Consider the following 22937-nt stretch of genomic DNA (forward strand, 5'->3'; position numbering starts at 1 on the left):
CTTCACGAAGGAATGGCTGCGGTCGCGCGACTGCTGAGGTTGTCGGGCATCCAGCGGCTCGTGTCGAGCACGGGAAGGGAAGGCAGCAAGCGGTTGGCGGAGTACGGATAAGTTACCGAAACGACCGCGCTGGGACCCGATGCGCCAGCCGCCGCGGTGATCGTCACGTTCACGGTGGCATTCGCCGCGATCCAGGTTCGGCGGCTTTGCGGCGTGGCGCTCGATCCGGCCGGAGCGACGAGCGCGGCGGCGAGCGAGTCGTAGACGGTGTCGCGCACTCGGGTGTCATTGGCTGTGAGCGGTGGGGACAGCAGCATCGGAACGGCGCGGGCGCCGTCTTCCGCGGCGCGCGAGATCACCTGCTGGATGTAGAGCACGGCCCCGAAAGTCGCGATGCCGTAGATGATGAAGAACAGCATCATGAAGACGAACGCGAACTCGATGGCGGCGACCCCGCGCTGGCGCTTGCGCATGCCGCGTCCGGTAGGGCGGGCGGCCCGGTTCATGGCGTTCTCCCGTCCAGCAGCATGCTGGCCTGGCCGACGATGGCGTCCGGCACCGCGAACGGCGGCAGCGGCGGAAGCAGCGAGCGAAGCTGCGTGGCCGTGATGGTCACGACCACCTGGCAACGGGCTTCCCAGGCGGTGCCGCAGGTGGGCGTGTCGCAGTTGCTCTGTCCGCTGGCCTGGACCTGGCAGCGCTTGGCCACCACACCGTCGGTGGCGATCGTGAGCCAGGAGGGCACGCGCGCGCGGGTGAGGGTTTCCGCCGCGCTCTTGCGGTTCGGCCATGTCGTCTGATAGGCGAGCGCCGCCCGCGCGCCATCCTCCGCCGCGTTCTGGAGGCTGAAGCGCACGGTGAAGAAGATGGCATAGCACACGATGGCATAGAGCATCGTGAAGAGGATGACGAAGACGATCGCGAACTCGATCGCGTAGTTGCCGGCCTGCGATCTGGCCGGGGGACGATGGTCGTGCTTCCTCATGGCGGACTCCTGGGGCGGACGAGCCGGCGGCTTATCTCGCCTGGCCCGAGGACGCTGCGCCGTTCGAGCTGTTCAAGGACGAACCCATGTATTCGGGGATCGGGTGCTCGAAGCTCTTCAGGTAGCGCTCGTAGTTGCGGCGAGCGATGTCGCCGGGGATCCGCCGCGGCGTCTGCGAGGCGATGGCGCCGGAACTCTGCCAGGCGAGAAGATTCATCGTCGCGTCGCCGACCTGCAGCGGTGGGGCGTCGAATGCGTCGTCGTAGGACTCGGTGGGCGTGGTCTCCGCGGTCTCGGTCGCCGGCGGCGGCGGTTCCATGGCCGGCTTGACGGCTGCAGCCGGCACGGAGGATGCCGCTTCGGCGACAGGCTTGACCTGGGCAGAGGGTTCGGGGGCCGATGCGCTCGCTGCGGTGGCCTTCGGCTCGGTGACTTGTGCAGAGGCCGGGAGCACAGTCATGGCGGCGCCGACCAGGCCGAGCGCGAGCCATGACGGGTAACGGAGAAGAAAGGTGTTCATGGTGTTCCTCTGGGGGTCGATCGTGTCGATGACAGCGATGTGGAGCGGGAGGCCTTCAGCGAAAGGGGTTCGGCTGCGTCGGCGGTCGATATCTCGGCGGCGGCCGGGGTGCCGTTTCCAGGCGGGGGCTCCTGGGCCTGCGCACGGCTGGTCGGCGCGGTCGCCATCAATTGCCGCGCGGTGTCCTGAACCGCGCTGCGCGTCGCGGGCGAGAGCTTGCTGGCATCCATGAAGGCCCGGGCCTGATCGGGCTGCTGGGTCACTTCGAAGTAGAGGGCCAGGTTCGCCTGCGCCTGCGCGTTGTCCGGTCGCAGCTGAAGGGCCTGCATCAGGGGCAGCCGCGCATCGGAAAACTGGCCGGCACGCAGATTCGCGTAGCCGAGATCGCTGAGCAGCAGGGCGTCGGTGGGCGTGCGCCGCTGCGCCTCCTTCAGCAAGCGCACCGCATCGGGGAAGTCGCCGCGTTCGCCCGCAAGCAGCCCCAGGCCGCGATAGCCCGCCGCCTCGAGCCGCGTGCCCATGAGGCGCTTGTAGGCGGTTTCGCTGGCTTGCGGCTGGCCCGAATGGCGCAGGGCCTCGGCGCGCGTGCGTGTGGTTTCCGGCGTCACGCCCCAGCGTTGCTCGAGCGCGTCGATGTGCGCCAGCGATGCGAACCACAGGCCTTCCTGCTGCATCTGGTCGACCAGACCGAGGTAGGTGGCTTGCGTGTCGATGTTGGCGCTCTCCTTGGAGAGGGCGGCCGCCTCGGCCGCCTGGCGCTGCTGCCCCTCGGCAATGCCGGCGTAGCTGTCCTTGGTCGACGCGCAACCGACGGTTGCAAGCGCAAGGATCAGCACTGCGGCACCGACGGCGATACGTGGCCGGCGGCGGGGTAGGGAGATAGGGGCATCGGTTGTCATTTCGCAAGTGCTCCGAGCGAACGAAAGACGGCCAGGAAGCCCGGTCCTGCCGTGATGATCACCAGTGCGGGCAGCAGGGTCACGACCATCACGCCGGTCATCTTGACGGTGATCTTGCCGATGCGCTCCTTGAGTTCCGACCGTCGATGCTCGCGCAGCCGATCGCTGTATTGGCGCAAGGGCTCCTGAACGGCGCCTCCGTGTTTGTCCACCTGCACGAGCAACGCGACCAGGCCGGTCAGGTTCTCGCTGTCGTGCAAAGTGGCGAGCCGCAGCAGCGAGTGCTCGCGCGTTCGTCCCTGTGCATACTGCCGGTTCGCGATCGCGAGCTCGTAGCTGAGCACCCGCAGCACGTGGGAAAAATCGGTGGCCATGATCTGCAGACTCTGGTCGAGGCTCAGGCCCACGCCCTGCAGCAGACGCAGCAGGTCCACGAAGAGCGGGAGTTCCTGCGAGACGCGCTCGCGGCGTGAGGCAGCCATCCGTGACAGAACCCATTTGGGAGCCATGAACCCGAACACGAACGCCGCCATGCCGATGGCCAGGTCTTCTCCGACGGTGAAGTTCTTACTCCAGCCGATGAAGAACAACAGCGGCAGCAGGGCGGCCAAGGTCGTGCGGATCACCAGGAAGATCAGTTGAGCCCGCAGCGAGGAGAAGCCGCATTGGTCGATTAGCTTGCGGTCTTCGTCGGCCACCAAGGCGCGACCGAGTCGGCTGTCGAGCCAATGAAAGGGCAGTTCCGTTTCGTTGCGTGTCGCGCCGAATGGATCCCCATCCGTCGTGGCGACGGCCGGTGCCGCGATGTCTTCGGTGCCGTGCCGGATCGCGCGTCCTAGCACCTCGCCGCGTCGCGCGCGCTGCACTTCGCGTCCAATCAGCAAGCCCGCGATCAGCAGCATGCCGAGGGCGAGCAGTCCCAGACTCAGGGTGGCGATCTGCGTCGAAGTCATGCGAGCCTCGCGAGCCGATAGAGCAGGAGTGCTCCCAACACCTGCAGCGTCACTGCGCCGACGACGAGGTACTGGCCGGTGGTGTCGTCCCACATGCGCAGAAAGTAGGTCGGATTCAGCGTGATGATGGCCGCGCCCACGCATACCGGCAGCAGACCGAGAATCCAGGCGGAGAGTCGTGTTTCCGCGGAAAGCGCCACGAGTTCGTGCTGGGCTTGCTCGCGGTCGCGCATGAAATTCGCGACCCGTTCGAGCAGCAGGTCGGCGCGACCGCCATAGCGCACTCCTAGGCCCAAGATCGAAGCGAGCAGGTACATCTCCTCGATGCGCACACGCGCAGCCGCCTGGTGAAGCGCGTGATCCAGATCGACGCCGGCGCGCACCAGCGTCGCCGCGCGGTCGAGGTGTCGGCGCAGCGGTGCGCGGGTCGATGCGATCGCGAGCTGGAAGGCCGCCTGGGTCGAATTGCCGATGGTGATGAGACGGACCATGCCGTCGATGAAGGCCGGCAGCTGGCTCACGATCTGCCGCCGGTGCTTTTGCAGGCGGAACCACAGTCCGAATGTCGCGAGAACGAGCAGGAACACGAGCGCGCCCAATGCCGCCGGCCAGCCGCCGAGCGTGCCGGACAGGATCACGAGCGCAGCGATGACGAAGGCGATGAGCGCAAGCTTCGAACCACTCACCACGCCCTCCAGCCAGCCAGGAACGAGCCGTTCGAAGTGCTTCTTGGGCGTCGTATCCTGTGCTTCGGCCGTGGCGGCGTCCATCCAGGGATCGGACAACGGTGTGCCGGCCAGGTTCGATGCGTGGCTGTCGCGCAGCGGTCCGAGCAACGGGTTCGCAGGCGCGGCTAGGCTCGAGGCGATCTGTTGTTTGAGATGCTCGCCCGTCACCTTGCGGACCTGCCGGTTCGCAGCCCACATCCAGAGCAGCAGGCCGGCCGCGGCCAGCAGCAGCGCGATGACGAAGACGACGAGCAAGCCTTCACGCACGGCGTTCTCCCTGTGCGGCACGAGCAAGCCCTTGACGGAAGCGGGTGATCTTCGGCGAATGCGGCGCGATGCCCAGCGACACCCAGCGGTCCTTCTCCTCGCCGTCGGGCGTGACGATGGGTTCGTAGCGGTACAGCTCCTGCATCGCGACCACGTTGTCGTTGACGCCCGTCACCTCGCTCAGCGAAACGATGCGGCGTTGCCCATTCGACATCCGCCCGATCTGCACGATGAAGTCGATCGCGCTCGCGATCTGCCGACGCAGGCTCACCTCGCTGCCCTGGTAGCCCGCGAAGCCCGCGAGCATCTCGAGCCGGTAGAGGCATTCGCGCGGCGAGCTCGCGTGGATCGTGCCCATCGAGCCTTCGTGGCCGGTGTTCATCGCCTGCAGCATCTCGATCACTTCGGCGCCGCGCACTTCGCCCACGATGATGCGGTCGGGCCGCATGCGCAGGCTGTTGCGCAGCAGGTCGCGGATCGACACCACGCCCTGGCCGTCGAAGCCACCGGGGCGGCTCTCGAGCCGCACCACGTGACTCGTGCTCAGCGAGAGTTCGGCCGTGTCCTCGATGGTGATCACGCGCTCGCGCGCCGGAATGAAGCTGGCCAGCGCATTGAGCAGCGAGGTCTTGCCCGAGCTGGTGCCGCCGCTCACGAGCACGTTGCAGCGTGCGCGCACCGCGATTTCGAGCAGTTGCGCCATGCCGGCGTCGAAGGTGCCGAGCTTCACGAGGTCGGCCGGCGTGAGCGGCTCCTTGCGGAACTTGCGGATCGAGACCGACAGGCCGTCGATCGCGAGCGGCTCGATGATCACGTTGATGCGTCCGCCATCGGGCAGGCGCGCGTCGACCATCGGATTGGCTTCGTCGAGCCGGCGGCCCAGCGGCGCGAGGATGCGGCGCACGATGCGCATCACGTGCTCGGAGTCGGCGAAGCGCAGGGTCTCGCGTTCCAGCATGCCGTGACGCGAGACGTAGACGTTCTGGTAGCCGTTGATCAGGATGTCTTCGACCGCCGGGTCGTTGAGCAGGTCTTCCAGCGGACCGAAGCCCGCGAGTTCCTTCGTGAGCGCGTCCGAGATGAGCTGCATCTCGCGGTCGTTGATCGGCACGCGGCGCAGGCGCACGAAGCTGTCGACTTCCAGCTCGACGAACTGTTGAATCGACGCGCGCGACCAGCGGCCGAACTCCGCGCCCAGCTCCTCGATGCGGCTGAGCAGGTGATCGTGCGTCCAGCTCTTGATGTCCTGGAACTGCTGGGATGTGATGAACGCCTGGTCGTCGTCGGCGAATTCGATATCGGTGGACATGGGCTGTTCAACCTTGGGTGGGGCTCTTGCGGAAGCCGGTGACTTTCGACATCAGCGCCGTCCAGCGTGGGTCCTTGGTCGGCTGGGGGCTGGAGCCAGAGGTGTATTCCTGGTGGAGGCCGCGCGCGAGGCCCGCGATGGCTTGCGAGTAGGGATCGTTGCGCGCGGTGCGCACCAGCATCTCGCCACGGCTCGAGGCGGCCAGCAGCTGCGTGCCGCGCGCGGGCAGCACGTGGCGCAGCGGCAGTTCGAGCCGCTCCGCGATGTCCTTGGCCGCGAGGCCCACGTGGCTGTCGAACTTGTTGACCACCAGCGACATCTGGTCGGTCTCGAGGCCGCGCGTGCGCAATTCCTTGAGCATGTTCGCGGTGGAGACGATGGCGCCGATGCTCTGGTCGCAGACGACCCAGGTGTTGTTCGCTTCCTTGACCGTTTGCGCGACGAAGTCGATGGTGGAGAAACCGCCGAGATCGGCGATCTGGAAATCGAAGAAGTCGCCGAGCCGCTTGATCAGCGCGACCGAGTCGGCGTGGGAGATCTCGCGCATCTGCGCGAGGCTCACGGGCAGCGGCAACACGGCGGTGCCGCTGCCATGGTGCGCGAGCGCGGTGTGCAGCAGCGTCTGGTCGAGCCGGCGCAGGTTGCGTACGGCATCCACGAAGCTGAAGCCGCTCTGGGTGCCGAGATAGAGGAGGCCATCGCGCGCTGGCAGACCGAGGTCGAGGAGCGCGACGCCATGGCGCGCGCTTCGCGGCCCGGGCTGGGCGGCGGGTTGGGTCAGTTGCTCGTTGAGCAAGAGCGACAGGTTGGTCGCGAGCGTGGTCACGCCGACACCGGGACGCGCACCGAGCAGGGCGAGCGTGCAGCCGCGCGTGCCGTTGTTCTGCCGGGTGCTGCGACGATCGAGCAGCTTGCGCAGAGTGTTGATCGCTTCGGCGGGAGGTGCCGCCATGTCGATGAAGTCGTCGACACCGGCGCGCAATGCCGCGAGCATCGAAGCCGGCTCGGCCGAGACACCCGTCGCCAGCACCGGAAGCGCGGGCCAGTCGCGGCGCAGATGCTGGTGCAGCTCTGTCGCCGCCGCCGTGTTGTCGCCGGAGAAGTCGAGGAAGACGGCGACCGGTCCGAGCAGGGTGATGCGTTCGTCGATCGATTTGACGTCGGGCGATAGCATCACCACGGTACCCTGCCTCCCGAGCGCGTCCGTCAGCCAGGTGATATGGCTGTTGCTCGGAGAAGCGAAGAGGTAGGTCTCTGCGCCGATCTCGGGGAGGCTATCGCGGGGAGCATTCATGGCGTCTGGCGGCACGCTCGTGGTCGTCCTTGTCAGCGCGAGAAACCGGGGACGACATTGCCTCCGGCGGGACCCAGTAGGTAGGAGCGCCACACGGCGCCATCGCGCTGTTCCGCGGTACCCGGCAGGTAAGGTGTGAGGTCGGTGTCGCGCGCGATCGGCTTCACGAGCTGTGGCGTCACGACGATGACGAGTTCCTTCTCGTTCATCTGGTACTTGGTCTGCTTGAAGAAGCTGCCGAGCACCGGCAGGTCGCCGAGCAGCGGAACCTTGTCCGCGTTCGACGTGGTCGAACGGCTGACGAGGCCGCCGATGATGAAGCTCTCGCCATCGCCGAGTTCGACCGTGGTGTCGGCGCGCCGCGTGGTGATCGCGGGAACCGCGACGCCGTTGATGCTCGAGGCGTTCGTGTAGTCCAGGTCGCTGGCTTCGGGGGCGACCTTGAGTGCGATGCGATCGTTCGACAGCACGGTGGGCGTCAGCTTGAGGCCGATGCCGAAAGGCTTGTACTCGATGGCCGTGGAGCCCAGACCCTGGGGAACCGGGACCGGCAGCTCGCCGCCCGAGAGGAAGCTCGCGCTCTGGCCCGACATGGCGACCAGCGTGGGCTCGGCCAGGACGCGGGCCATGCCGTTGCCTTCGAGGAAGCCCACGTTGAGGCCGATCCCCGCCTTGCCGAAGTTCAGCAGCAGGCCGAAAGCCTGCGCGAGGGGCAGGTTGTATTCGCTGGTGATCGAACCGTCGCCGCCGAAAGTGGCCTTGGTCAAGGAGCTGGGCGTGAACACGCCGAAGCTGAAGCCGTGCGAATTCGTGCGCGTGCTGAAGAGGTTCAGGCCCGCTTGCTTGAGCACGCTGCGATTGAACTCCACCACCTTCACGGCCACCTGAACCGTGTGGCTGCGCACGTTGACGCTCGAACGGTCGATGACGGTGGGCTTTTCCTCCTGCGTGGACAGCAGCGCGGTTTCCCGCGCGCGCTGGTAGTCCGACAGGCTTTCCATCGAGCCGGCCAGCGCGGTGCTTCGGCGCTGCACGTCCACGGTGTAGGTGGTCGCCGCGGCTTGGCCTTTTTCCCAGACCATCAAGGTGGTGCGGCCCGCTGTCTTGCCGGTCACGAGCAGGCGCGCGGCGGGAGATCCGGACGACTTGCGCGTGATGATGACGCCGGCGACCGCCTCGTCGGCGATGGCCAGCCGGTCGATGCCGCGTTCGATCAGGAGCTCTCGCTGCGTGCCTGCTGCGACCACGAAAGGCGTCGTGGGCGCGGCCGTCGTTTCCGGTGCCGACGAGGCCAGCGGCCAGGCTGCGGGTGCCGCCAGGCACAAAGCCAGCACCGAGGGCCGCAGCAAGGGTGGAAGGCGGCGGGCGCTGGAGATGGTCGTGGAGCGATGGGTGTCCGGCATGGATCTGCTTTCAGGGCAAGGTCGTTGGATGCAGTTCGATCAGTAGCGAACGGTCTCGCTGCGGTCGCCGCGGATCATTTCCACCTCGAGGCCCGCTCTCGTGCCCGCGCCGGTCGAGCGTGGAGCGGTCCTGGTGACGGCGCGGGTTTCGGTGGCCGCGGCACGGCGCGCGCCGGCGCTGCCTCCCGACACGAGGTCGGACGTGATCAGGCCAGCCTGTGCCAGGTTCAGGCCTTCGAGTGGCGGGCGCGGCGGTTCGCCGCGCTTCGGTGCCTGCGGCTGGAGCGCTGTCGGCAGCTCCGCGAAAAGAGCCGGATCGGGCATGGCGGTGTCGAGCGGATTGCGAAGCGCCAGCAGCAGCTTCCCGGTGGATTCCGCCGCGGTGAGGCGGTTGATGTCCTGCACGGGTACGGCGAGCACGGCGGTGCGCGGCGGCTCGTTGTTGCGCTGCTGCACGGCGGGGTTGCCGCCGCCGCGGTTGTCCGCCGGCGCTTTCGAAGGCAGTCCGTCCACCGAGGCGTTGCCGAAGGCCAGCACGCGCTTGCGCGCCATCAGCAGCCGGGCCTGGCTGCGATCCACGTCCTTGCCGTCGGACTTGAGCATCACGAAGACGTCCACGAAGTCGCCGGGCTGAACTTTGTTTCCTACACCCATCACTTCGTCGGCCCGAACCGCCACGGCGCGCTCGCCTTCCTCGACGCGCAGCGCCAGGCCCGAGACGAGCTGTCCTTCGAGAAGGGGGGAGCCTTCGCCGAGGTCGATCACCGGCACCCGGCCCGCCAGCGCGCTTGTCTCCTTGAAAGCGCCGGCGGGATTGATCGTGAGTTGTTCGACGCGCAGCGCGTCGGCGGGGATTTCCTGCCCGGCCGCGAGTGGTTTGGCGGCAACGACGACGGCGAAGGTCGGTGCCTGCGGCTTGTCCGACTGCTTGGCGGCCGCTGGCGCGGGCGAAGCGCCTGCCGGTGCCTGCGGTGCGGGCTGGCGGCTCAGCATCCAGGCATAGCCCCCGAGAAGGATCGCCAAGAGCACCAGAAGGGCGGCAATGATTTTGGTGAAGTTGATCATGAGGCGGCGTCGGATTGGAAAGTGGCCAGGCGATCGGTGTTGGGGAGAAAGCCTGTGGCAGCGAGCAGGCGGAACGCCTAGCTCTGTCGTCCCCAGGCCATCCAGATCGCTGCGGTCATGGCGAGGTAAGCGGCGTAAGGAATGGGGCGAATCCGCTTGCCGGCTCCCTGGTTCTCGGCTCGTGGGGCACCTGAGAGGATCAGGGCCAGGCGGGGAAATACGGGCCAGCGATGCAGTACCCACCAGAGCAGGGCATGCAAACCGGCGATGAGGCTTGCGCCGACCCAGATCGGCAGCAGTGCGAAAGTGCCCACCCACAGTCCGAGCGCACCCGCAAACTTCACATCGCCAGCTCCCATGAGGCTGGCGACGTAGAAGAGCAGGAGAAAGCCGAATCCGGTGGCTGCGCCTGTCAGGGCGTCGGGCCATCCGATGCCGAAGGGTTGCAAATTCATCGCGATCGCCCCCGCGGCAACGCCCGCACCGGCCAGGACCAGCCAGTTTGGAACGCGCCGCTGACGAATGTCATAGACCACGACAAATAGCAACCACAGCAGCCACAGATGGTGCATGCGTAAATTGCGAAATTAGGCGGGCGTGACGTTGGTTTTGATCTTGTCGAAGATTCCCTTCAAGATCGCCCCGACACCGCTGGTAGTGCCATTGCCAAAAACGGCGAGAAGAATCGTGGCCATCAGGCCCGCAATGATTCCGTATTCGATGGCGGTAGCGCCTTCTTCATCACGAATAAAACGAGCAATAGCGTTGAGCATGATTAACCTTTCAGAAAAAGTCGTTAACAAGGGCTGGCGGTGCGAATGTTATCCGGCGTAACTCTGTGTATCAACAAGGCAAACCCGATGGAAGGGAGTTCCGCTGTGCTAGTCCAGAACTACTAGCACGATGGCTGCCAACTCCCACGGACATCGGTTGACCGGCTGGTCAGAGACGCTGAGTAACAGTTCGGAAACGATTTTTCCCTCTGTAGGCGTGCACCGACATCCCATGAAGACGGGAGGGAGTGTTACGGAACAGGGGTGCGCGCGAGGGGCGCGTTACGGGTACAGACGTGTTACGTGTTACGTGACACGACCCGGAACGGCAAAGATGTAACAGTCCAGAAAGGGTTGGACCGTGCGCAAAAAATCACAAGTTCAGGGGTCTGACCCTGCTCGCGAAGGGGGATCAGCCCAGGATTTCCTCGTGGAAGAGCTTCCACTCGCCGCCCTGGCGCAGCCAGTACTGACGGCGCATGCGACCGCTGCGTTCCCCCTCGAACACCTCGCCGAAGGTGGCGACCATGGTGTCCTCGCTGTCGCGCCAATGGAGGTAGGAAACATCCTTTAACTGAATACGCCTGCCCTGGGCGTATTCGACTTCATCGCGAACAATTGAAATTCCGTCGGCCGATTTTTTCGCCTGGCGCTGAAAATCGGGCAAATAGAATTTTTTCAATTGCGCTTCATTTCCCTGGGTCCGGGCGTCTTTCCAGGCATTGATCGCGCTGGTGAAGGATTGGGCGTCCTTTTCGGCCTGGGGCTGGGAAATCCATTGCAGGCTGCGCGCGGTGACGACCGGCGTGGCGCCGATCTGCACCTTGCGCAGCAGCTGGCGCAGGTCGGGGTTGGCCATGACCACGCAGCCGTCGCTGGCCAGCGGCGCGCGTGCGTACTGCTGCGAGGGCGTGCCGTGCAGCCAGATGCCGCTGCCGGTCTTGCCGCGGCGCTGGTCGTAGGCGTTGGGATAGTTGATCGGCAGCGCGCCGGCGCCGTAGAAGTCCTTGAGCGACTTCGGGTCGAGGCTGCTGGTGATGAAGTACACGCCCAGCGGCGTACGCGCATCGCCTTCGGACGCCTTGTCGATGCCCGACTTGCCGACCGAGATGTAGTAGTCGGCCACGAGCTTCAGGCCCTTGTCGCCGTTCTCGAGCAGGTACAGGCGCGAGCGCGAGGCGTCGATGGCGATCGCGTAGCGGCTGCGCGTGGACAGCTCGAGGAACTGGGAGGGCACGGTGTTCGGCGGCGGCCGTTCGCGCAGCGCCTGCAGGCGGCGGCGCGATTCTTCCTGCAGCTCGGCCATGGCCGGATTGCCCTTCAGGCGCGCCACGCTGGCGGCGTCCGACAGGCTGTGGGCAGCGGGCACCTGCGAGGCGAGCAGGTCGCCGTACACGAGCTGCGCGAGCTGGAAATTCGGGTAGTCGCGCACCAGCTCGCGCGCCTTGGCCAATGCGGGCCGCGCCTGGCTGCGGCCGAAGAGTTCGTAGATCGCGATCAGCCGCGCCTCGGCATTGCCGGCTTCCTGGATCGCGCCCGCGCTCGGCGCCTTGCGCGCGCCGCGGGCTTCGGAAGAAGCGGCGGCGGTGCCGGCCGCCGCGGCGGCCGCGGTCGCCACGGCCCCCTTCTTCAGGCGGACCTGGGCCTTGCCGCCCCTGGCGTCACGGGCTTCGCGTGCCTCCCGGGCTTCGCGCGCGCTGCGCGATTCGCGGGTGCCGCGCGCTTCCTTGGCGCCGGCTTTTTCCTTCTGCGCCGAACGGCTGCCAGCGGCGGCAGCCTTGCCGGACTTGGCGCCGGCCGTCTTGGCATGCGAGGTCTTGCTCGTGCTGCCGGCGGCGCCGGCGGGCATGGCGAGCACGAGGGCCGAGGCGGCCATCAGCGCGGCCAGCAGGCTCCCGCCGCGCCGCAGTTCTGGGATCTGGGGCCGGCCCCGCCGGACGATGTCTGCCACTAGCCGCCGACGCTTTCCTTGCGAATGTGCCACTGGCCGCCGGAGCGCTGCAGTTCCAGCGTCTTGCGGCTGGAGATGTTGAGGTTGTCGGCGCGGTAGACCTGGCGGAACTTGGCGGTGGCCGACTGTCCGTTGACCTGGATCACGAGGTTCTCGAGGTTCACGCTGATGCTGGACTTGCCGACGATGCGCGCGCGGCGCTCCTCTTCCCAGTTCTTGCGGCTCTGGCCGCCGCCGGGCGTGAAGTCGCTGCCGTAGGCGGCGAGGTAGCGGTCCATGTCCTGGCCGGCCCAGGCGGCGGCCCAGCCACGCACGGCCGATTCGACTTCCGCGTTGGCGCTGGACGAGGCGGCGGGCGCGGCCGGTGCGGCGGCCGGCGGCGAAGCCTCGGGTGCCTTGGCGACCACGGCCGGGGCCGGTGCCGGGGCGGGCGCGGGGGCCTTGGCCACCGGAGCGGGCGCGGGCGCCGGCAAGGGGGCAGCGGCGGGTGCCGGTGCGGGAGCGGGCGCCTTCGCGACCGGTGCGGGTGCCGGAGCTGGAGCCGCCGGTGCCGGGCGCGGTGCCTCGGGCGCCGCCGCCGCCAGCATGGTCGGCTTGGCGCCGGGCACGGCCGGCACGAACAGCGTGCGGATCACCGCCAGCTTGGGCGCGACCGCGGTGTTGTTCTGGTCGAGCTGCAGCGCCTTGCTGTAGGCCTGGCTCGCGAGCCGCGCATAGAGGTCGCCGAGGTTTTCCTGGGCGGTGGCATAGCTCGGATTGGTGCGGATCGCGCTCTCGAGGGCGTTGCGCGCCTTGTCGAACTGGTTCTGGCTCGCGTAGATGACCGCGAGATTGTTGTAGGGCTCGGGCAGCTCGGGGGCGTCCTGCGTGAGCTGGGTGAAGGCGGCGATCGCCTCGGCGCGCTTGCCGGTGTCGAGCTGGATCACGCCCTTGAGGAAGCGCATCTGCGGGTCGCGCGGCTTGTCCTTGAGGAAGGCGTCGGCCTTGGCCGAGGCTTCGTCGAGCTTGCCGGCCTGCATCAGGCGGTCGACTTCCTCGTGCTCGGGGGCCGCCAGCGCGGGCAGGGCCGTGGCGCCGACCGCGGCGGCCAGGAACAGGGCGCGCACGACGGGCGTCAGGCTGAGGGGAGTGCGCAGGGGGCTCTTGGGCATGGCGACGAGGCCTCGTGAGAGAGGAGAGGAAAGGGGATGCGCCCGGGATTGTAAGTGGGGCGGTTAACCTCCAGACACACTGCGGCGTGGCTGCAACGCCGTTCCATTCCTCGAGGCAACTGGCTGGCGCTCTCCCCACCGAAATCGGTGGGCGAGCCGTTCAGGCGGCGCTGCGGTCGCTTTTGCCGGCCGCATCCGCCAGCCCGTGCCCCGGCGCCGGCCGCAGCATGGCCGGGAAGTGCATGTCGCGGTAGGCCACGAAGCGGCTGCCGCGCGCCAGCCGGTAGCCCCACCAGACCGCCACGAACAGCACCAGCCCGATGTAGGTCGAGAACACGCCGATCCAGTCGATGCGCCCGCCCGTGAAGGCGGCGTAGTTCTGGCCCAGCGTGACCACCAGGCACAGGCCGAAGGCGAACAGCGGGCCGTAGGGGAAGAAGGGCGAGCGGTAGGGCAGCAGCGAGAGATCCAGCCCCTGCGCCATCATTCCCTTGCGGAAGCGGTAGTGGCTCACCGCGATGCCGAGCCAGGCCACGAAGCCGGTCATGCCCGAGAGGTTCAGCAGCCACAGGTACACGCCCTGGCTCTCCGACAGCGAGGTCAAAAAGCACAGCGCGCCGACCGCGGTGGTCGCGAGCAGCGCGTTGAGCGGCACGCCCGCGCGCGTGAGCCGCGCGAAGCAGCGCGGCGCGCGGCCGTCCTTCGCGAGGTTGAACAGCATCCGGGTCGAGGCGTACATGCCCGAGTTGCCGGCCGACAGCACGGCCGTGAGGATCACCGCGTTCATCACGCTGGCCGCGAAGGCCAGCCCGGCGTGGCGGAACACCAGAGTGAACGGGCTTACGCCGATGGCGTGGAGGTCGGTCTTGATCAGGTTCGGGTCGGTGTAGGGAATCAGCACGCCGATCACGCCGATCGCCAGCACATAGAACAGCAGGATGCGCCAGAACACCTGGCGCACCGCGCGCGGGATGTTCTTCGCGGGGTCGGCCGATTCGCCGGCCGCCACGCCGATGAGTTCGGTGCCCTGGAACGAGAAGCCCGCGATCATCGCCACGCCGATCATCGCGGGCAGGCCGCCCACGAAGGGCGCGTCGCCGACCGTGAGGTTGCCGAAGCCCGCGGGCCGGTCGCCGCGCAGGATGCCGAAGATCATCAAGAGGCCGATGGCGACGAAGGCGATCACCGTCACCACCTTGACCAGCGCGAACCAGAACTCGGCCTCGCCGAAGCCGCGCACCGAGATCGCGTTGAGCAGGAACATCAGCCCGAGGAACAGCGCGCTCCACAGCACGGCCGGCGTGCCCGGGAACCAGTACTGCATCACCAGCTGCGCGGCCGCGAGCTCGACCGCGATGGTCACGGCCCAGTTGTACCAATAGTTCCAGCCGAGCGCGAAGCCGAAGCCCTCGTCGACGTAGAGCGCGCCATAGGTCGCGAACGAGCCCGACACCGGCATGCAGGCCGCGAGCTCGCCGAGGCTGGTCATGAGGAAATAGACCATCGCGCCGATCAGCAGGTAGGCCGCGAGCGCGCCGCCCGGACCGGCCTGCGACACCGTGGCGCCCGAGGCCACGAACAGGCCGGTGCCGATCGAGCCACCGATGGCGATCATCGTCAGGTGGCGCGTGCCGAGCGCGCGGCGCAGCGTGGGTTCCTCGGCGGCGGTGCGCGAGGCGAGGGTGGGCGCGGTGGAGTCCGTTGCCATGTCGTTGTGTTCTCCCGTCTGAGGGCGGCGATCATAAGTGCGCCCCCGCGTCGCCCCGGGGTCCGGCCGCGGCGCCCGCACAGTACAGTCCCGCCATGGACCGCCTTCAGAGCATCGAAGCCTTCGTGCGCGTCGCGCAGACGCAGAGTTTCGCGGAGGCGGCGCGCCAGCTGCGGGTGGCGAACTCGGTGGTCACCACGCGCGTCAAGCAGCTCGAGGAGTTCCTCGGCGCGCCGCTGTTCCACCGCAGCACGCGCGTGGTGCGGCTCAGCGACGTGGGCCAGGCCTTCCTGCGCGACTGCGTGGAACTCGTGGGCCGCGCCAACGACATCGTCGACCAGATGCGCGATGCGCGCGGCACCCCCTCGGGCGTGCTGCGCGTGCATGCGCTCACGGGCATGGTGCTCGGGCGCTTCGCCTCGCTGCTGCACGAGTTCCACACCATCTACCCCGACATCCACCTCGAGCTGATTGTGAGCGACGCGGTGGTCGATCCGGTCAAGGCCGGCGTCGACTGCGCGCTGCAGATCTTCCCGGCCGCCTCCGAGGAACTGGTGTCGCGCCCGCTGTTCCCGGTGCGCCGGCTGCTGTGCGCCACGCCCGAGTACCTCGAGCGCCACGGCACGCCCGCGAGCCCGCGCGAGCTGCACCGCCACAAGCTGGGCCTGTACTCGGGCTATCCCACGCGCGACCGCTGGACCTTCCACCACCAGGGCGAGCAGACCACCATCTACCTCGCGGCCGCGCTGCTGACCAACAGCGTGCACCTGCTGCGCGAGTACGCGCTCGAGCACGCGGGCATCGTCTGCCTGCCCACGCTGGTGGCCGGCGACGCGATCGCGCGCGGCGAGCTGCGCGTGGTGCTGCCCGAGCACCAGCTCTCGTCGTTCTCGTTGAGCGCGGTCTATGCGGGCACCTCGCGCAACGCGCTCAAGTTGCGGCTGTTCATCGAGCACATCGCGACCCGCTTCACGCGCGTGCCGCCCTGGGACGCCACGCTGATCGAGCGCGGGATGATCCCGGCCGAACTGATCGAGTGAGGACGCGCGTTCCCGGGTAAACCCCAGCGATTATTCGGAGTCTGCGAATAATCCTCTTCCAATCTGGTCCCTACCGGCGGTCCCGGTTGTTTCCTAGAGTTCGGTCCAAGCCAGAACCAAGGAGACCGCCATGACCCAGACCGCCCAGACCCAGGACGCGCCCGCCTACCGCACCCGCTTCGGTTCGCTCGCCCACTACGAGAAAGGCCACGTCGAGCCGATCGCCGACGACGTGCGCCACTACGCCTTCTCCAATTGCTTCGAGATCGCGAACAACAGCCGGCCCTACGAGAAGGTGGTGTTCGGCCAGAACCAGATCTACGTGCTCGAGACCCTGCGCGCCGAGGGCCACTCGCCCTGGTTCACCTGCGCGCACGACGAGTTCGCGCTGGTGATGGATGGCGAGGTCGAGGTGCACCTGGTGCGGCTCGACGCGGCCCAGGCCGTGGCCGACCCCGAGAAGAACGGCGCCGTGCGGGTCGAGGGCGAGCCGCGCGGCAAGAAGATGGGCTGGATGAAGCTCTCGCGCGGCCACCAGGGCCTGCTGCCGAAGAACACCGCCTACCAGTTCCGCAGCGCGCGCCCCGGCGTGATCGTGCTGCAGACCTGCAAGGGCGATCTGTCGGTCGAGAAGTGGGCCGAGATCTGCCAATCGCACTGAACAGCACTGAACCAGGAGCACATGCCATGAACGCACCCGCCGAACTCGCCCGAGTCATCGCCTCGCAACCCGACGCCACGCTCGGCTACAAGGACTTCTCGCTCGGCAGCTTCCGCTTCCGCCGCGACGAGTATTTCGTCCACATCGGCTGGCAGACCCGCGACGGCCGGCCGATGAGCCACACCATGGATGCCGGCAACTACCTGCGCGCGCTGATGCGCGACGTGGCCTGGGGCTTCTTCTACGGCTGGGTCAACTTCGACAGCGTGTTCGGCACCGTCAACCACTACGACTCGGTCGACCTCTATGCCGGCAGCTTCAACGGCACCATGAAGGACGCGGGCATCGACCTGCTCGAGAACTTCCCGACCGCGCAGATCCGCGCCACCTTCGAGGCCATGCTCGACGACTGGACCAATGCGAGCTTCGATCCCTTCGCCGCGCCGCAGGAAACCGGCTCGCCCTACGGTCGCAAGAACGGCAACAACACGGCCAAGATCACGCGGGCGCGCGAGCTCGCCAAGCGCTGCGTGGGCCTGAAGGACGACCTCGACCTGCGCAGCGACGAGCGCGGCGCGCCGGTCAACCGCGCCTTCGCCGACGTGCCGCAGGACCAGCCCGAGCTGCATTCCGAGCCCGGCTTCGAGAACGAGGTGCATGCCTTCAACCTCTTCGGCTTCCTGAGCCGCTCGCAGGTGACCTGGAACCCGAGCTTCACCTCGGTGGTCAAGCACAGCTACATGTGCCCGACGACCGAGGAGCACATCCTGCCGATCATCCACGGCAACGACCGCGTCGAGTGGTTCTTCCAGATGACCGACGAGATCCACTGGGACTGCGGCGACAAGAACACCGGCAAGCCCATGGCGCGCGTGATCATGAAGGCCGGCGACATGGCCGCCATGCCCGCCTACTGCCGCCACCAGGGCTTCAGCCCCAAGCGCTCGATGCTGCTGGTGTGGGAGAACGGCTCGCCGAGCCTGGTGTACGAGATCCAGAAGGGCGAGTCGCCCGAGATTCCCGTGCAGTTCTGACCTGCCTGTCTCCCTCCCCCGCTGGGGGAGGGCCGGGGTGGGGGCTCCGCGAGCCCGCGCCTCTTCGAAGAAGCCCCCACCCCAACCCTCCCCCAAAGGGGGAGGGAGAGGAATGCTCATGCCCATTGCTTCCATCCGCCACCAGCTCTTCATCGACGGCCGCTTCGTCGACGCCGAATCGGGCGAGACCCTCGCCACCCTGAACCCGCACGACAACACGCCCATCGTGGATGTCGCGCTCGCGGGCAAGGCCGACGTCGACAAGGCCGTCGCCGCCGCCAAGCGCGCGTTCCCGGCGTGGAGCCGCATGGCCGCCGCCGACCGCGGCCGCATCCTGCTCAGGCTCGCCGACCTGATCGAGGCCAACACCGAGGAGCTCGCGCGCCTCGAATCGCTGGACACCGGCCATCCGATCCGCGATTCGCGCCGGCTCGACGTGCCGCGCACGGCCGCGTGCTTCCGCTACTTCGGCGGCATGGCCGACAAGTTCCAGGGCGAGACCATTCCCGTCGAGGAGGGCTTCCTCAACTACACGCTGCGCGAGCCCGTGGGCATCGTCGGCCAGGTGGTGCCGTGGAACTTCCCGCTGATGTTCACGAGCTGGAAGATGGCGCCCGCGCTCGCGGCCGGCAACTGCATCGTGATGAAGCCGGCCGAGATCACGCCGCTGAGTTCGCTGCGCATCGCCGAGCTGATGGCCGAGGCGGGCCTGCCGCCCGGCGTGGTCAACATGCTGCCGGGGCTGGGCAGCGTGGCGGGCCAGTACATCGCCGAGCATCCGGAGATCGCGAAGATCGCCTTCACCGGCAGCACCGCCACCGGCCGGCGCATCGTGCAGGCCAGCGCGGGCAACCTCAAGAAGGTGCAGCTCGAGCTCGGCGGCAAGGGGCCCAACATCGTGTTCGAGGACGCGAACCTGCAGGCCGCCGTCAACGGCAGTGCCTGGGCCATCTTCCACAACCAGGGCCAGGCCTGCATCGCGGGCTCGCGGCTGATGCTGCACGAGCGGATCGCCGACGAGTTCCTCGCGCAGTTCGTTCCGCTCGCCAAGTCGATCCGCCTCGGCAACCCGCTCGACGAGACCACCGAGATGGGCCCGCTGACCAGCGCCCAGCACCGCGAGCGCGTGCTGAGTTACGTGGAAGTGGCACGAGGCGAGGGCGGCGAGCTGCTCGCGGGCGGCCGGTCGCCGGGCGGCGATCTCGCCAGGGGCTGCTATGTCGAGCCCACCGTGATGCGCGCGAAGTCGTACCGCGACCGCGTCGCGCAGGAAGAGGTCTTCGGCCCCTTCGTCACCGTGCTGACCTTCAAGGACGACGAGGAGGCGATGCGCATCGCCAACGGCACCGACTACGGCCTGGGCTCGGGCCTGTGGACGAAGGACCTGCAGCGCGCCCACAAGGTGGCGCGCGAGCTGCACGCCGGCATGGTCTGGATCAACAGCTACAAGCGCGTGAACCCCGGCTCGCCCTTCGGCGGCGTGGGCCAGAGCGGCTACGGCCGCGAGATGGGCTTCGACGCGATGCGCGAGTACACGCAGGTCAAGAGCGTGTGGGTCAACGTCGACGCGCGGATACCGCCGCATTTCGCGCGCTGAGTTTCGGCAGAGCGGCATCCGCAGACACAAGAACAGGAGACAGCCATGACATTCAATCGCAGGCAATTCACCCAGGCCGGCGCGGCCCTCGTCGCCGCGGGCGCGACACCGCTGGCGTTCGCGGCCGATACGCTCAAGATCGGCTACGTGTCGCCGCAGACCGGTCCGCTCGCGCCCTTCGGCGAGGCCGACAAGTGGGTCATCGACCAGATGAAGGCCGCCTTCAAGGACGGCATCGCGGTCGGCGGCCGCAAGTACGCGGTGCAGATCGTGCTCAAGGACAGCCAGTCGAACCCGAACCGCGCGGGCGAGGTCGCGAACGACCTGATCCTCAAGGACAAGGTGGCGCTGGTGCTCACGGCCGGCACGCCCGAGACCGCGAACCCGGTCAGCGATGCCTGCGAGCTCAACGAGGTGCCCTGCATCTCGAGCGTGGTGCCGTGGCAGCCCTGGTTCTTCGGCCGCAAGGGCGATCCGGCCAAGGGCTTCGACTGGACCTATCACCTGTTCTGGGGCCTCGAGGACGTCATCGCCAACTTCACCAGCGGCTGGAAGACGCTGGCCACCAACAAGAAGGTGGGCGGCCTGTTCCCGAACGACGGCGACGGCAATGCCTGGGGCGACAAGGAACTGGGCTTTCCGAAGCCGCTCGCGCAGATGGGCTTCACGCTCACCGACCCGGGCCGTTTCCAGAACGGCACGCAGGACTTCAGCGCGCAGATCGCGGCCTTCAAGAAGGAGGGCGTGGAGATCGTGACCGGCGTGGTGATCCCGCCCGATGCCAAGACCTTCCTCACGCAGGCGCGGCAGCAGGGCTTCAAACCGAAGGCGATCACGCTCGGCAAGGCGCTGCTGTTCCCGGGCGCGATCGAGGCGCTGGGCGAACTCGGCGACGGCCTCTCGACCGAGGTCTGGTGGAGCCCTTCGCATCCCTTCGCGTCGAGCCTCACGAAGCAGAGCGCGAAGGCGCTGGCCGAGGCCTACGAGGCCGGCACGAAGAAGCAGTGGACGCAGCCGATCGGCTTCGCGCATGCGCTGTTCGAGGTGGCGGCCAATGCGCTGGGCCGCGCGAAGTCGCTCAAGGCCGCCGACGTGCGCGATGCGGTGGCCGCGACCTCGATCCAGTCGGTGGTCGGCCCGGTCAAGTGGGGCGGGCAGGGGCCGTTCAGGAACGTCAGCAAGACACCGCTGGTGCTCGGCCAGTGGGGCAAGGGCACCAAGTACAAGGTGGAACTCACCCTCGTGAACAACGAAGCCGCGCCGGCCATTCCCACCGGCGGCAAGCTGCGCGCGCTCTGACCGCCATGGCGCTGCTGGCATTGCATGGCGTGAGCAAGTCCTACGGCGCGCTCAAGGTCACCGACGGCATCACGCTCGCGGTGGCCGAAGGCGAGACGCTGAGCATCCTCGGCCCCAACGGGGCGGGCAAGACCACGCTGTTCAACCTGATCTCGGGCGACGTGCGCGCCGACGCGGGCCGGGTCGACTATGCGGGCCGCGACGTGACGCGGCTGCGTCCGCACCAGCGCTGCCGCGCCGGCATCGGCCGCAGCTACCAGGTGCCGCAGCCCTTCGGGCACATGAGCGTGTTCGAGAACCTCGTGACCGCGGCCTGCTTCGGCGGGCAGCAGACCGAGCGCGAGGCCTGGCGCACCGCGCACGAGGTGCTGGCGCAGACCGGGCTGATGGCGCAGGCCAACGCGCCGGCCGGCGGGCTGCGGCTGCTCGACCGCAAGCGGCTCGAGCTCGCGCGCGCCCTCGCGACGAAACCGCGGCTGCTGCTGCTCGACGAGATCGCGGGCGGGCTCACCGAGCCCGAGGCCGCGGTGCTGGTGGGCGAGTTGCGGCGCATCAAGGCGCGCGGCGTGACCATGATCTGGATCGAGCACGTGGTGCATGCGCTGCTGTCGCTGGCCGACCGGCTGTTCGTCATCAACTTCGGGCAGAAGCTGGCCGAGGGCGAGCCGCGCGCGGTGATGAACGATCCGGAGGTGCGGCGCGTGTACATGGGGATGGAAGCATGAGCGCGCCGCTGCTCACCACCCACGGCCTGCAGGCCTTCTACGGCGACGCCCAGGCCCTGTTCGGCATCGACTTCGCGCTCGCCGCCGGCGAACTCGTTGCCGTCATCGGCGCCAACGGCGCGGGCAAGTCGACCTTCCTCAAGAGCCTCGCGGGCCTGGTGCGCGCGCCGCGCGAGGCGATCCGTTTCAAGGGCGAGCCCATCGGCGGCCTGCCGCCCGGCGAGATCGTGCGGCGCGGCCTCGCGCTGGTACCCGAGGGCCGCCGGCTGTTTCCCAGCCTCAGCGTGGAAGAGAACCTGCTGATGGGCGCCACCGCCAGGCGCCCGGGCCCGTGGAACCTGCAGCGGCTCTACGGCCTCTTCCCCATCCTGGCCGAGAAGCGCCGCCAGCCCGGCACCTCGCTGTCGGGCGGCCAGCAGCAGATGGTGGCGCTGGGTCGCGCGCTCATGAGCAATCCCGAGCTGCTGCTGTGCGACGAGCTCTCGCTGGGCCTCGCGCCGGTCGTCATCCGCGAGATCTACGCGGCCATGCCCGGCATCACGGCCGAGGGCATGGCGGTGGTGATCGTCGAGCAGGACGTGACGATGGCGCGCCAGGTCTCGCGCCGCGTCTACTGCTTCCAGGAAGGCAGGGTGTCGCTCGAGGGCCTGTCGGCCGAGCTCACGCGCGAACGGATCGCGCAGGCCTACTTCGGCATCGAGGCGGCCCATGCTTGAGACCCTGCTCCAGGGCGTGCTGCTCGGCGGCCTCTACACGCTGTTCGCGCTCGGTCAGTCGCTGATGTTCGGCGTCATGCGGCTCACCAACACGGCGCAGGGCGACTTCATCGTGCTCGGCGCCTTCGCGGTGATCGCGGGCGTGTCGCTGGCCGGCGCTGCGGCGCCGTGGCTGGTCGCGCTCGCGGTGCTGCCCCTGGCCTTCGGCTTCGGCTACGCGCTGCAGCGCTGGGTGCTCAACGGCACGCTGGGCAAGGACCCGCTGCCCTCGCTGGTCGTCACCTTCGGCCTGTCGATCGTGATCCAGAACCTGCTGCTCGAGCTGTTCTCGGCCGACCCGCGCGCCATCGAGACCGGCGGCCTCGGCACGCGCGGCCTGGCATTCGGCGAGTCGCTCTCGCTCGGCGTGCTGCCGCTGATCGTGCTGGCCGTGGCGCTCGCGGCCACCGGCGCTTTGCAATGGCTGTTCGCGCACACGGCGCTGGGCCGGTCGTTCCGCGCCGTGTCGGACGACCGCGAGATCGCCGAGCTCATGGGGCTCGATGCGAAGAAGGTCTATGCCTTCGCGACCGCCATCGCCTTCGTGCTGATCGCCATCGCGGGCGCGCTGCAGGGCATGCGCACCACGGTGTCGCCCTCGGACGGCCCGCTGCTGCTGCTGTTCGCCTTCGAGGCCGTGATCATCGGCGGCATGGGCTCGTTCTGGGGCACGCTGGCCGGCGCCATGATCCTCGGCATCGCGCAGCAGGTCGGCTTCCGCCTCGATCCGGGCTGGGGCATCTGGTTCGGGCACATCGTGTTCCTCGCGGTGCTCGTGTTCCGGCCGCAGGGCCTTTTTCCACGCACCCGCTGAGGTCCG

23 protein-coding genes are annotated in these 22937 nt (G+C 68.1%); 8 read left to right on the top strand and 15 right to left on the bottom strand.

The window, feature by feature from the left end:
- Nucleotides 1-2 precede the first annotated feature (2 nt).
- The 15 genes from KV106_RS25695 to KV106_RS25765 form a co-directional block, all read right to left on the bottom strand.
- Nucleotides 3-506, bottom strand: a complete 504-nt coding sequence (locus KV106_RS25695) for a TadE/TadG family type IV pilus assembly protein (RefSeq protein WP_261213338.1) — start codon at nt 504-506, stop codon at nt 3-5.
- Entirely contained in the window at nt 503-985 is a 483-nt protein-coding gene (locus tag KV106_RS25700; RefSeq protein ID WP_261213340.1) for a TadE/TadG family type IV pilus assembly protein, read from the bottom strand. The genes KV106_RS25695 and KV106_RS25700 overlap by 4 nt, the downstream gene beginning before the upstream one ends.
- 31 nt (nt 986-1016) lie before the next feature.
- A complete protein-coding gene (locus KV106_RS25705; RefSeq protein ID WP_261213343.1) occupies nt 1017-1505 on the bottom strand; it encodes a DUF3613 domain-containing protein in 489 nt (162 codons plus the stop codon).
- Nucleotides 1502-2404, bottom strand: coding sequence for a tetratricopeptide repeat protein (locus KV106_RS25710; protein ID WP_261213345.1), 903 nt, complete (start codon nt 2402-2404; stop codon nt 1502-1504). The genes KV106_RS25705 and KV106_RS25710 overlap by 4 nt, the downstream gene beginning before the upstream one ends.
- Entirely contained in the window at nt 2401-3357 is a 957-nt protein-coding gene (locus KV106_RS25715; protein ID WP_261213347.1) for a type II secretion system F family protein, read from the bottom strand. Before KV106_RS25715 ends, KV106_RS25710 begins: the two co-directional genes overlap by 4 nt.
- A complete protein-coding gene (locus KV106_RS25720; RefSeq protein ID WP_261213350.1) occupies nt 3354-4352 on the bottom strand; it encodes a type II secretion system F family protein in 999 nt (332 codons plus the stop codon). The genes KV106_RS25715 and KV106_RS25720 overlap by 4 nt, the downstream gene beginning before the upstream one ends.
- Nucleotides 4345-5661 carry a CpaF family protein gene (locus KV106_RS25725; protein ID WP_261213352.1) on the bottom strand — a complete coding sequence of 439 codons (1317 nt, stop codon included), beginning with the start codon at nt 5659-5661 and terminating at the stop codon, nt 4345-4347. The genes KV106_RS25720 and KV106_RS25725 overlap by 8 nt, the downstream gene beginning before the upstream one ends.
- A gap of 7 nt (nt 5662-5668) precedes the next feature.
- Nucleotides 5669-6970: a histidine kinase gene (locus KV106_RS25730; RefSeq protein WP_261213354.1), complete on the bottom strand. Its 1302-nt coding sequence runs from the start codon at nt 6968-6970 to the stop codon at nt 5669-5671.
- A 17-nt stretch (nt 6971-6987) separates the two neighbouring features.
- A complete protein-coding gene (locus KV106_RS25735) occupies nt 6988-8358 on the bottom strand; it encodes a type II and III secretion system protein family protein (protein WP_261213356.1) in 1371 nt (456 codons plus the stop codon).
- A gap of 39 nt (nt 8359-8397) precedes the next feature.
- Nucleotides 8398-9423, bottom strand: coding sequence for a Flp pilus assembly protein CpaB (cpaB, locus tag KV106_RS25740; RefSeq protein WP_261213359.1), 1026 nt, complete (start codon nt 9421-9423; stop codon nt 8398-8400).
- 77 nt (nt 9424-9500) lie between these two features.
- Nucleotides 9501-9995: an A24 family peptidase gene (locus KV106_RS25745; protein ID WP_261213362.1), complete on the bottom strand. Its 495-nt coding sequence runs from the start codon at nt 9993-9995 to the stop codon at nt 9501-9503.
- Nucleotides 9996-10010: 15 nt separating this feature from the next.
- Nucleotides 10011-10196, bottom strand: coding sequence for a Flp family type IVb pilin (locus KV106_RS25750; protein ID WP_261213364.1), 186 nt, complete (start codon nt 10194-10196; stop codon nt 10011-10013).
- A gap of 412 nt (nt 10197-10608) precedes the next feature.
- Complete coding sequence (locus KV106_RS25755; RefSeq protein ID WP_261213365.1) at nt 10609-12147, bottom strand: L,D-transpeptidase family protein; 1539 nt, start codon at nt 12145-12147, stop codon at nt 10609-10611.
- On the bottom strand, nt 12147-13298 hold the full coding sequence (locus KV106_RS25760) for a tetratricopeptide repeat protein (RefSeq protein ID WP_261213367.1): 1152 nt from the start codon (nt 13296-13298) through the stop codon (nt 12147-12149). The genes KV106_RS25755 and KV106_RS25760 overlap by 1 nt, the downstream gene beginning before the upstream one ends.
- 160 nt (nt 13299-13458) lie before the next feature.
- Complete coding sequence (locus KV106_RS25765; RefSeq protein WP_261213369.1) at nt 13459-15006, bottom strand: amino acid permease; 1548 nt, start codon at nt 15004-15006, stop codon at nt 13459-13461.
- Between the two features lie 95 nt (nt 15007-15101).
- On the opposite strand from KV106_RS25765, the gene KV106_RS25770 reads away from it, so the two are divergent.
- From KV106_RS25770 to KV106_RS25805, 8 genes are all read left to right on the top strand, one after another.
- Nucleotides 15102-16046, top strand: coding sequence for a LysR family transcriptional regulator (locus KV106_RS25770; RefSeq protein ID WP_057594343.1), 945 nt, complete (start codon nt 15102-15104; stop codon nt 16044-16046).
- Between the two features lie 130 nt (nt 16047-16176).
- Nucleotides 16177-16707 (top strand): cupin domain-containing protein, encoded by a 531-nt coding sequence (locus KV106_RS25775; protein WP_057594344.1) that lies wholly within the window; start codon nt 16177-16179, stop codon nt 16705-16707.
- Between the two features lie 26 nt (nt 16708-16733).
- Nucleotides 16734-17741, top strand: a complete 1008-nt coding sequence (locus KV106_RS25780; RefSeq protein WP_261213371.1) for a hydroxyquinol 1,2-dioxygenase — start codon at nt 16734-16736, stop codon at nt 17739-17741.
- Nucleotides 17742-17874: 133 nt separating this feature from the next.
- Complete coding sequence (locus KV106_RS25785) at nt 17875-19338, top strand: aldehyde dehydrogenase family protein (RefSeq protein WP_261213540.1); 1464 nt, start codon at nt 17875-17877, stop codon at nt 19336-19338.
- A 45-nt stretch (nt 19339-19383) separates the two neighbouring features.
- The gene (locus tag KV106_RS25790) at nt 19384-20637 is read left to right on the top strand and encodes an ABC transporter substrate-binding protein (RefSeq protein WP_261213373.1); all 1254 of its coding nucleotides are present in this window, start codon (nt 19384-19386) and stop codon (nt 20635-20637) included.
- Nucleotides 20638-20642: 5 nt separating this feature from the next.
- Nucleotides 20643-21362: an ABC transporter ATP-binding protein gene (locus tag KV106_RS25795; RefSeq protein ID WP_261213374.1), complete on the top strand. Its 720-nt coding sequence runs from the start codon at nt 20643-20645 to the stop codon at nt 21360-21362.
- A complete protein-coding gene (locus tag KV106_RS25800) occupies nt 21359-22078 on the top strand; it encodes an ABC transporter ATP-binding protein (RefSeq protein WP_261213376.1) in 720 nt (239 codons plus the stop codon). Before KV106_RS25795 ends, KV106_RS25800 begins: the two co-directional genes overlap by 4 nt.
- The gene (locus KV106_RS25805) at nt 22071-22931 is read left to right on the top strand and encodes a branched-chain amino acid ABC transporter permease (protein WP_057594349.1); all 861 of its coding nucleotides are present in this window, start codon (nt 22071-22073) and stop codon (nt 22929-22931) included. The genes KV106_RS25800 and KV106_RS25805 overlap by 8 nt, the downstream gene beginning before the upstream one ends.
- Nucleotides 22932-22937 lie beyond the last annotated feature (6 nt).

The sequence above is a fragment of the Variovorax endophyticus genome, from assembly GCF_025376855.1.
In the GTDB taxonomy this organism is placed as follows: Bacteria; Pseudomonadota; Gammaproteobacteria; order Burkholderiales; family Burkholderiaceae_C; genus Variovorax.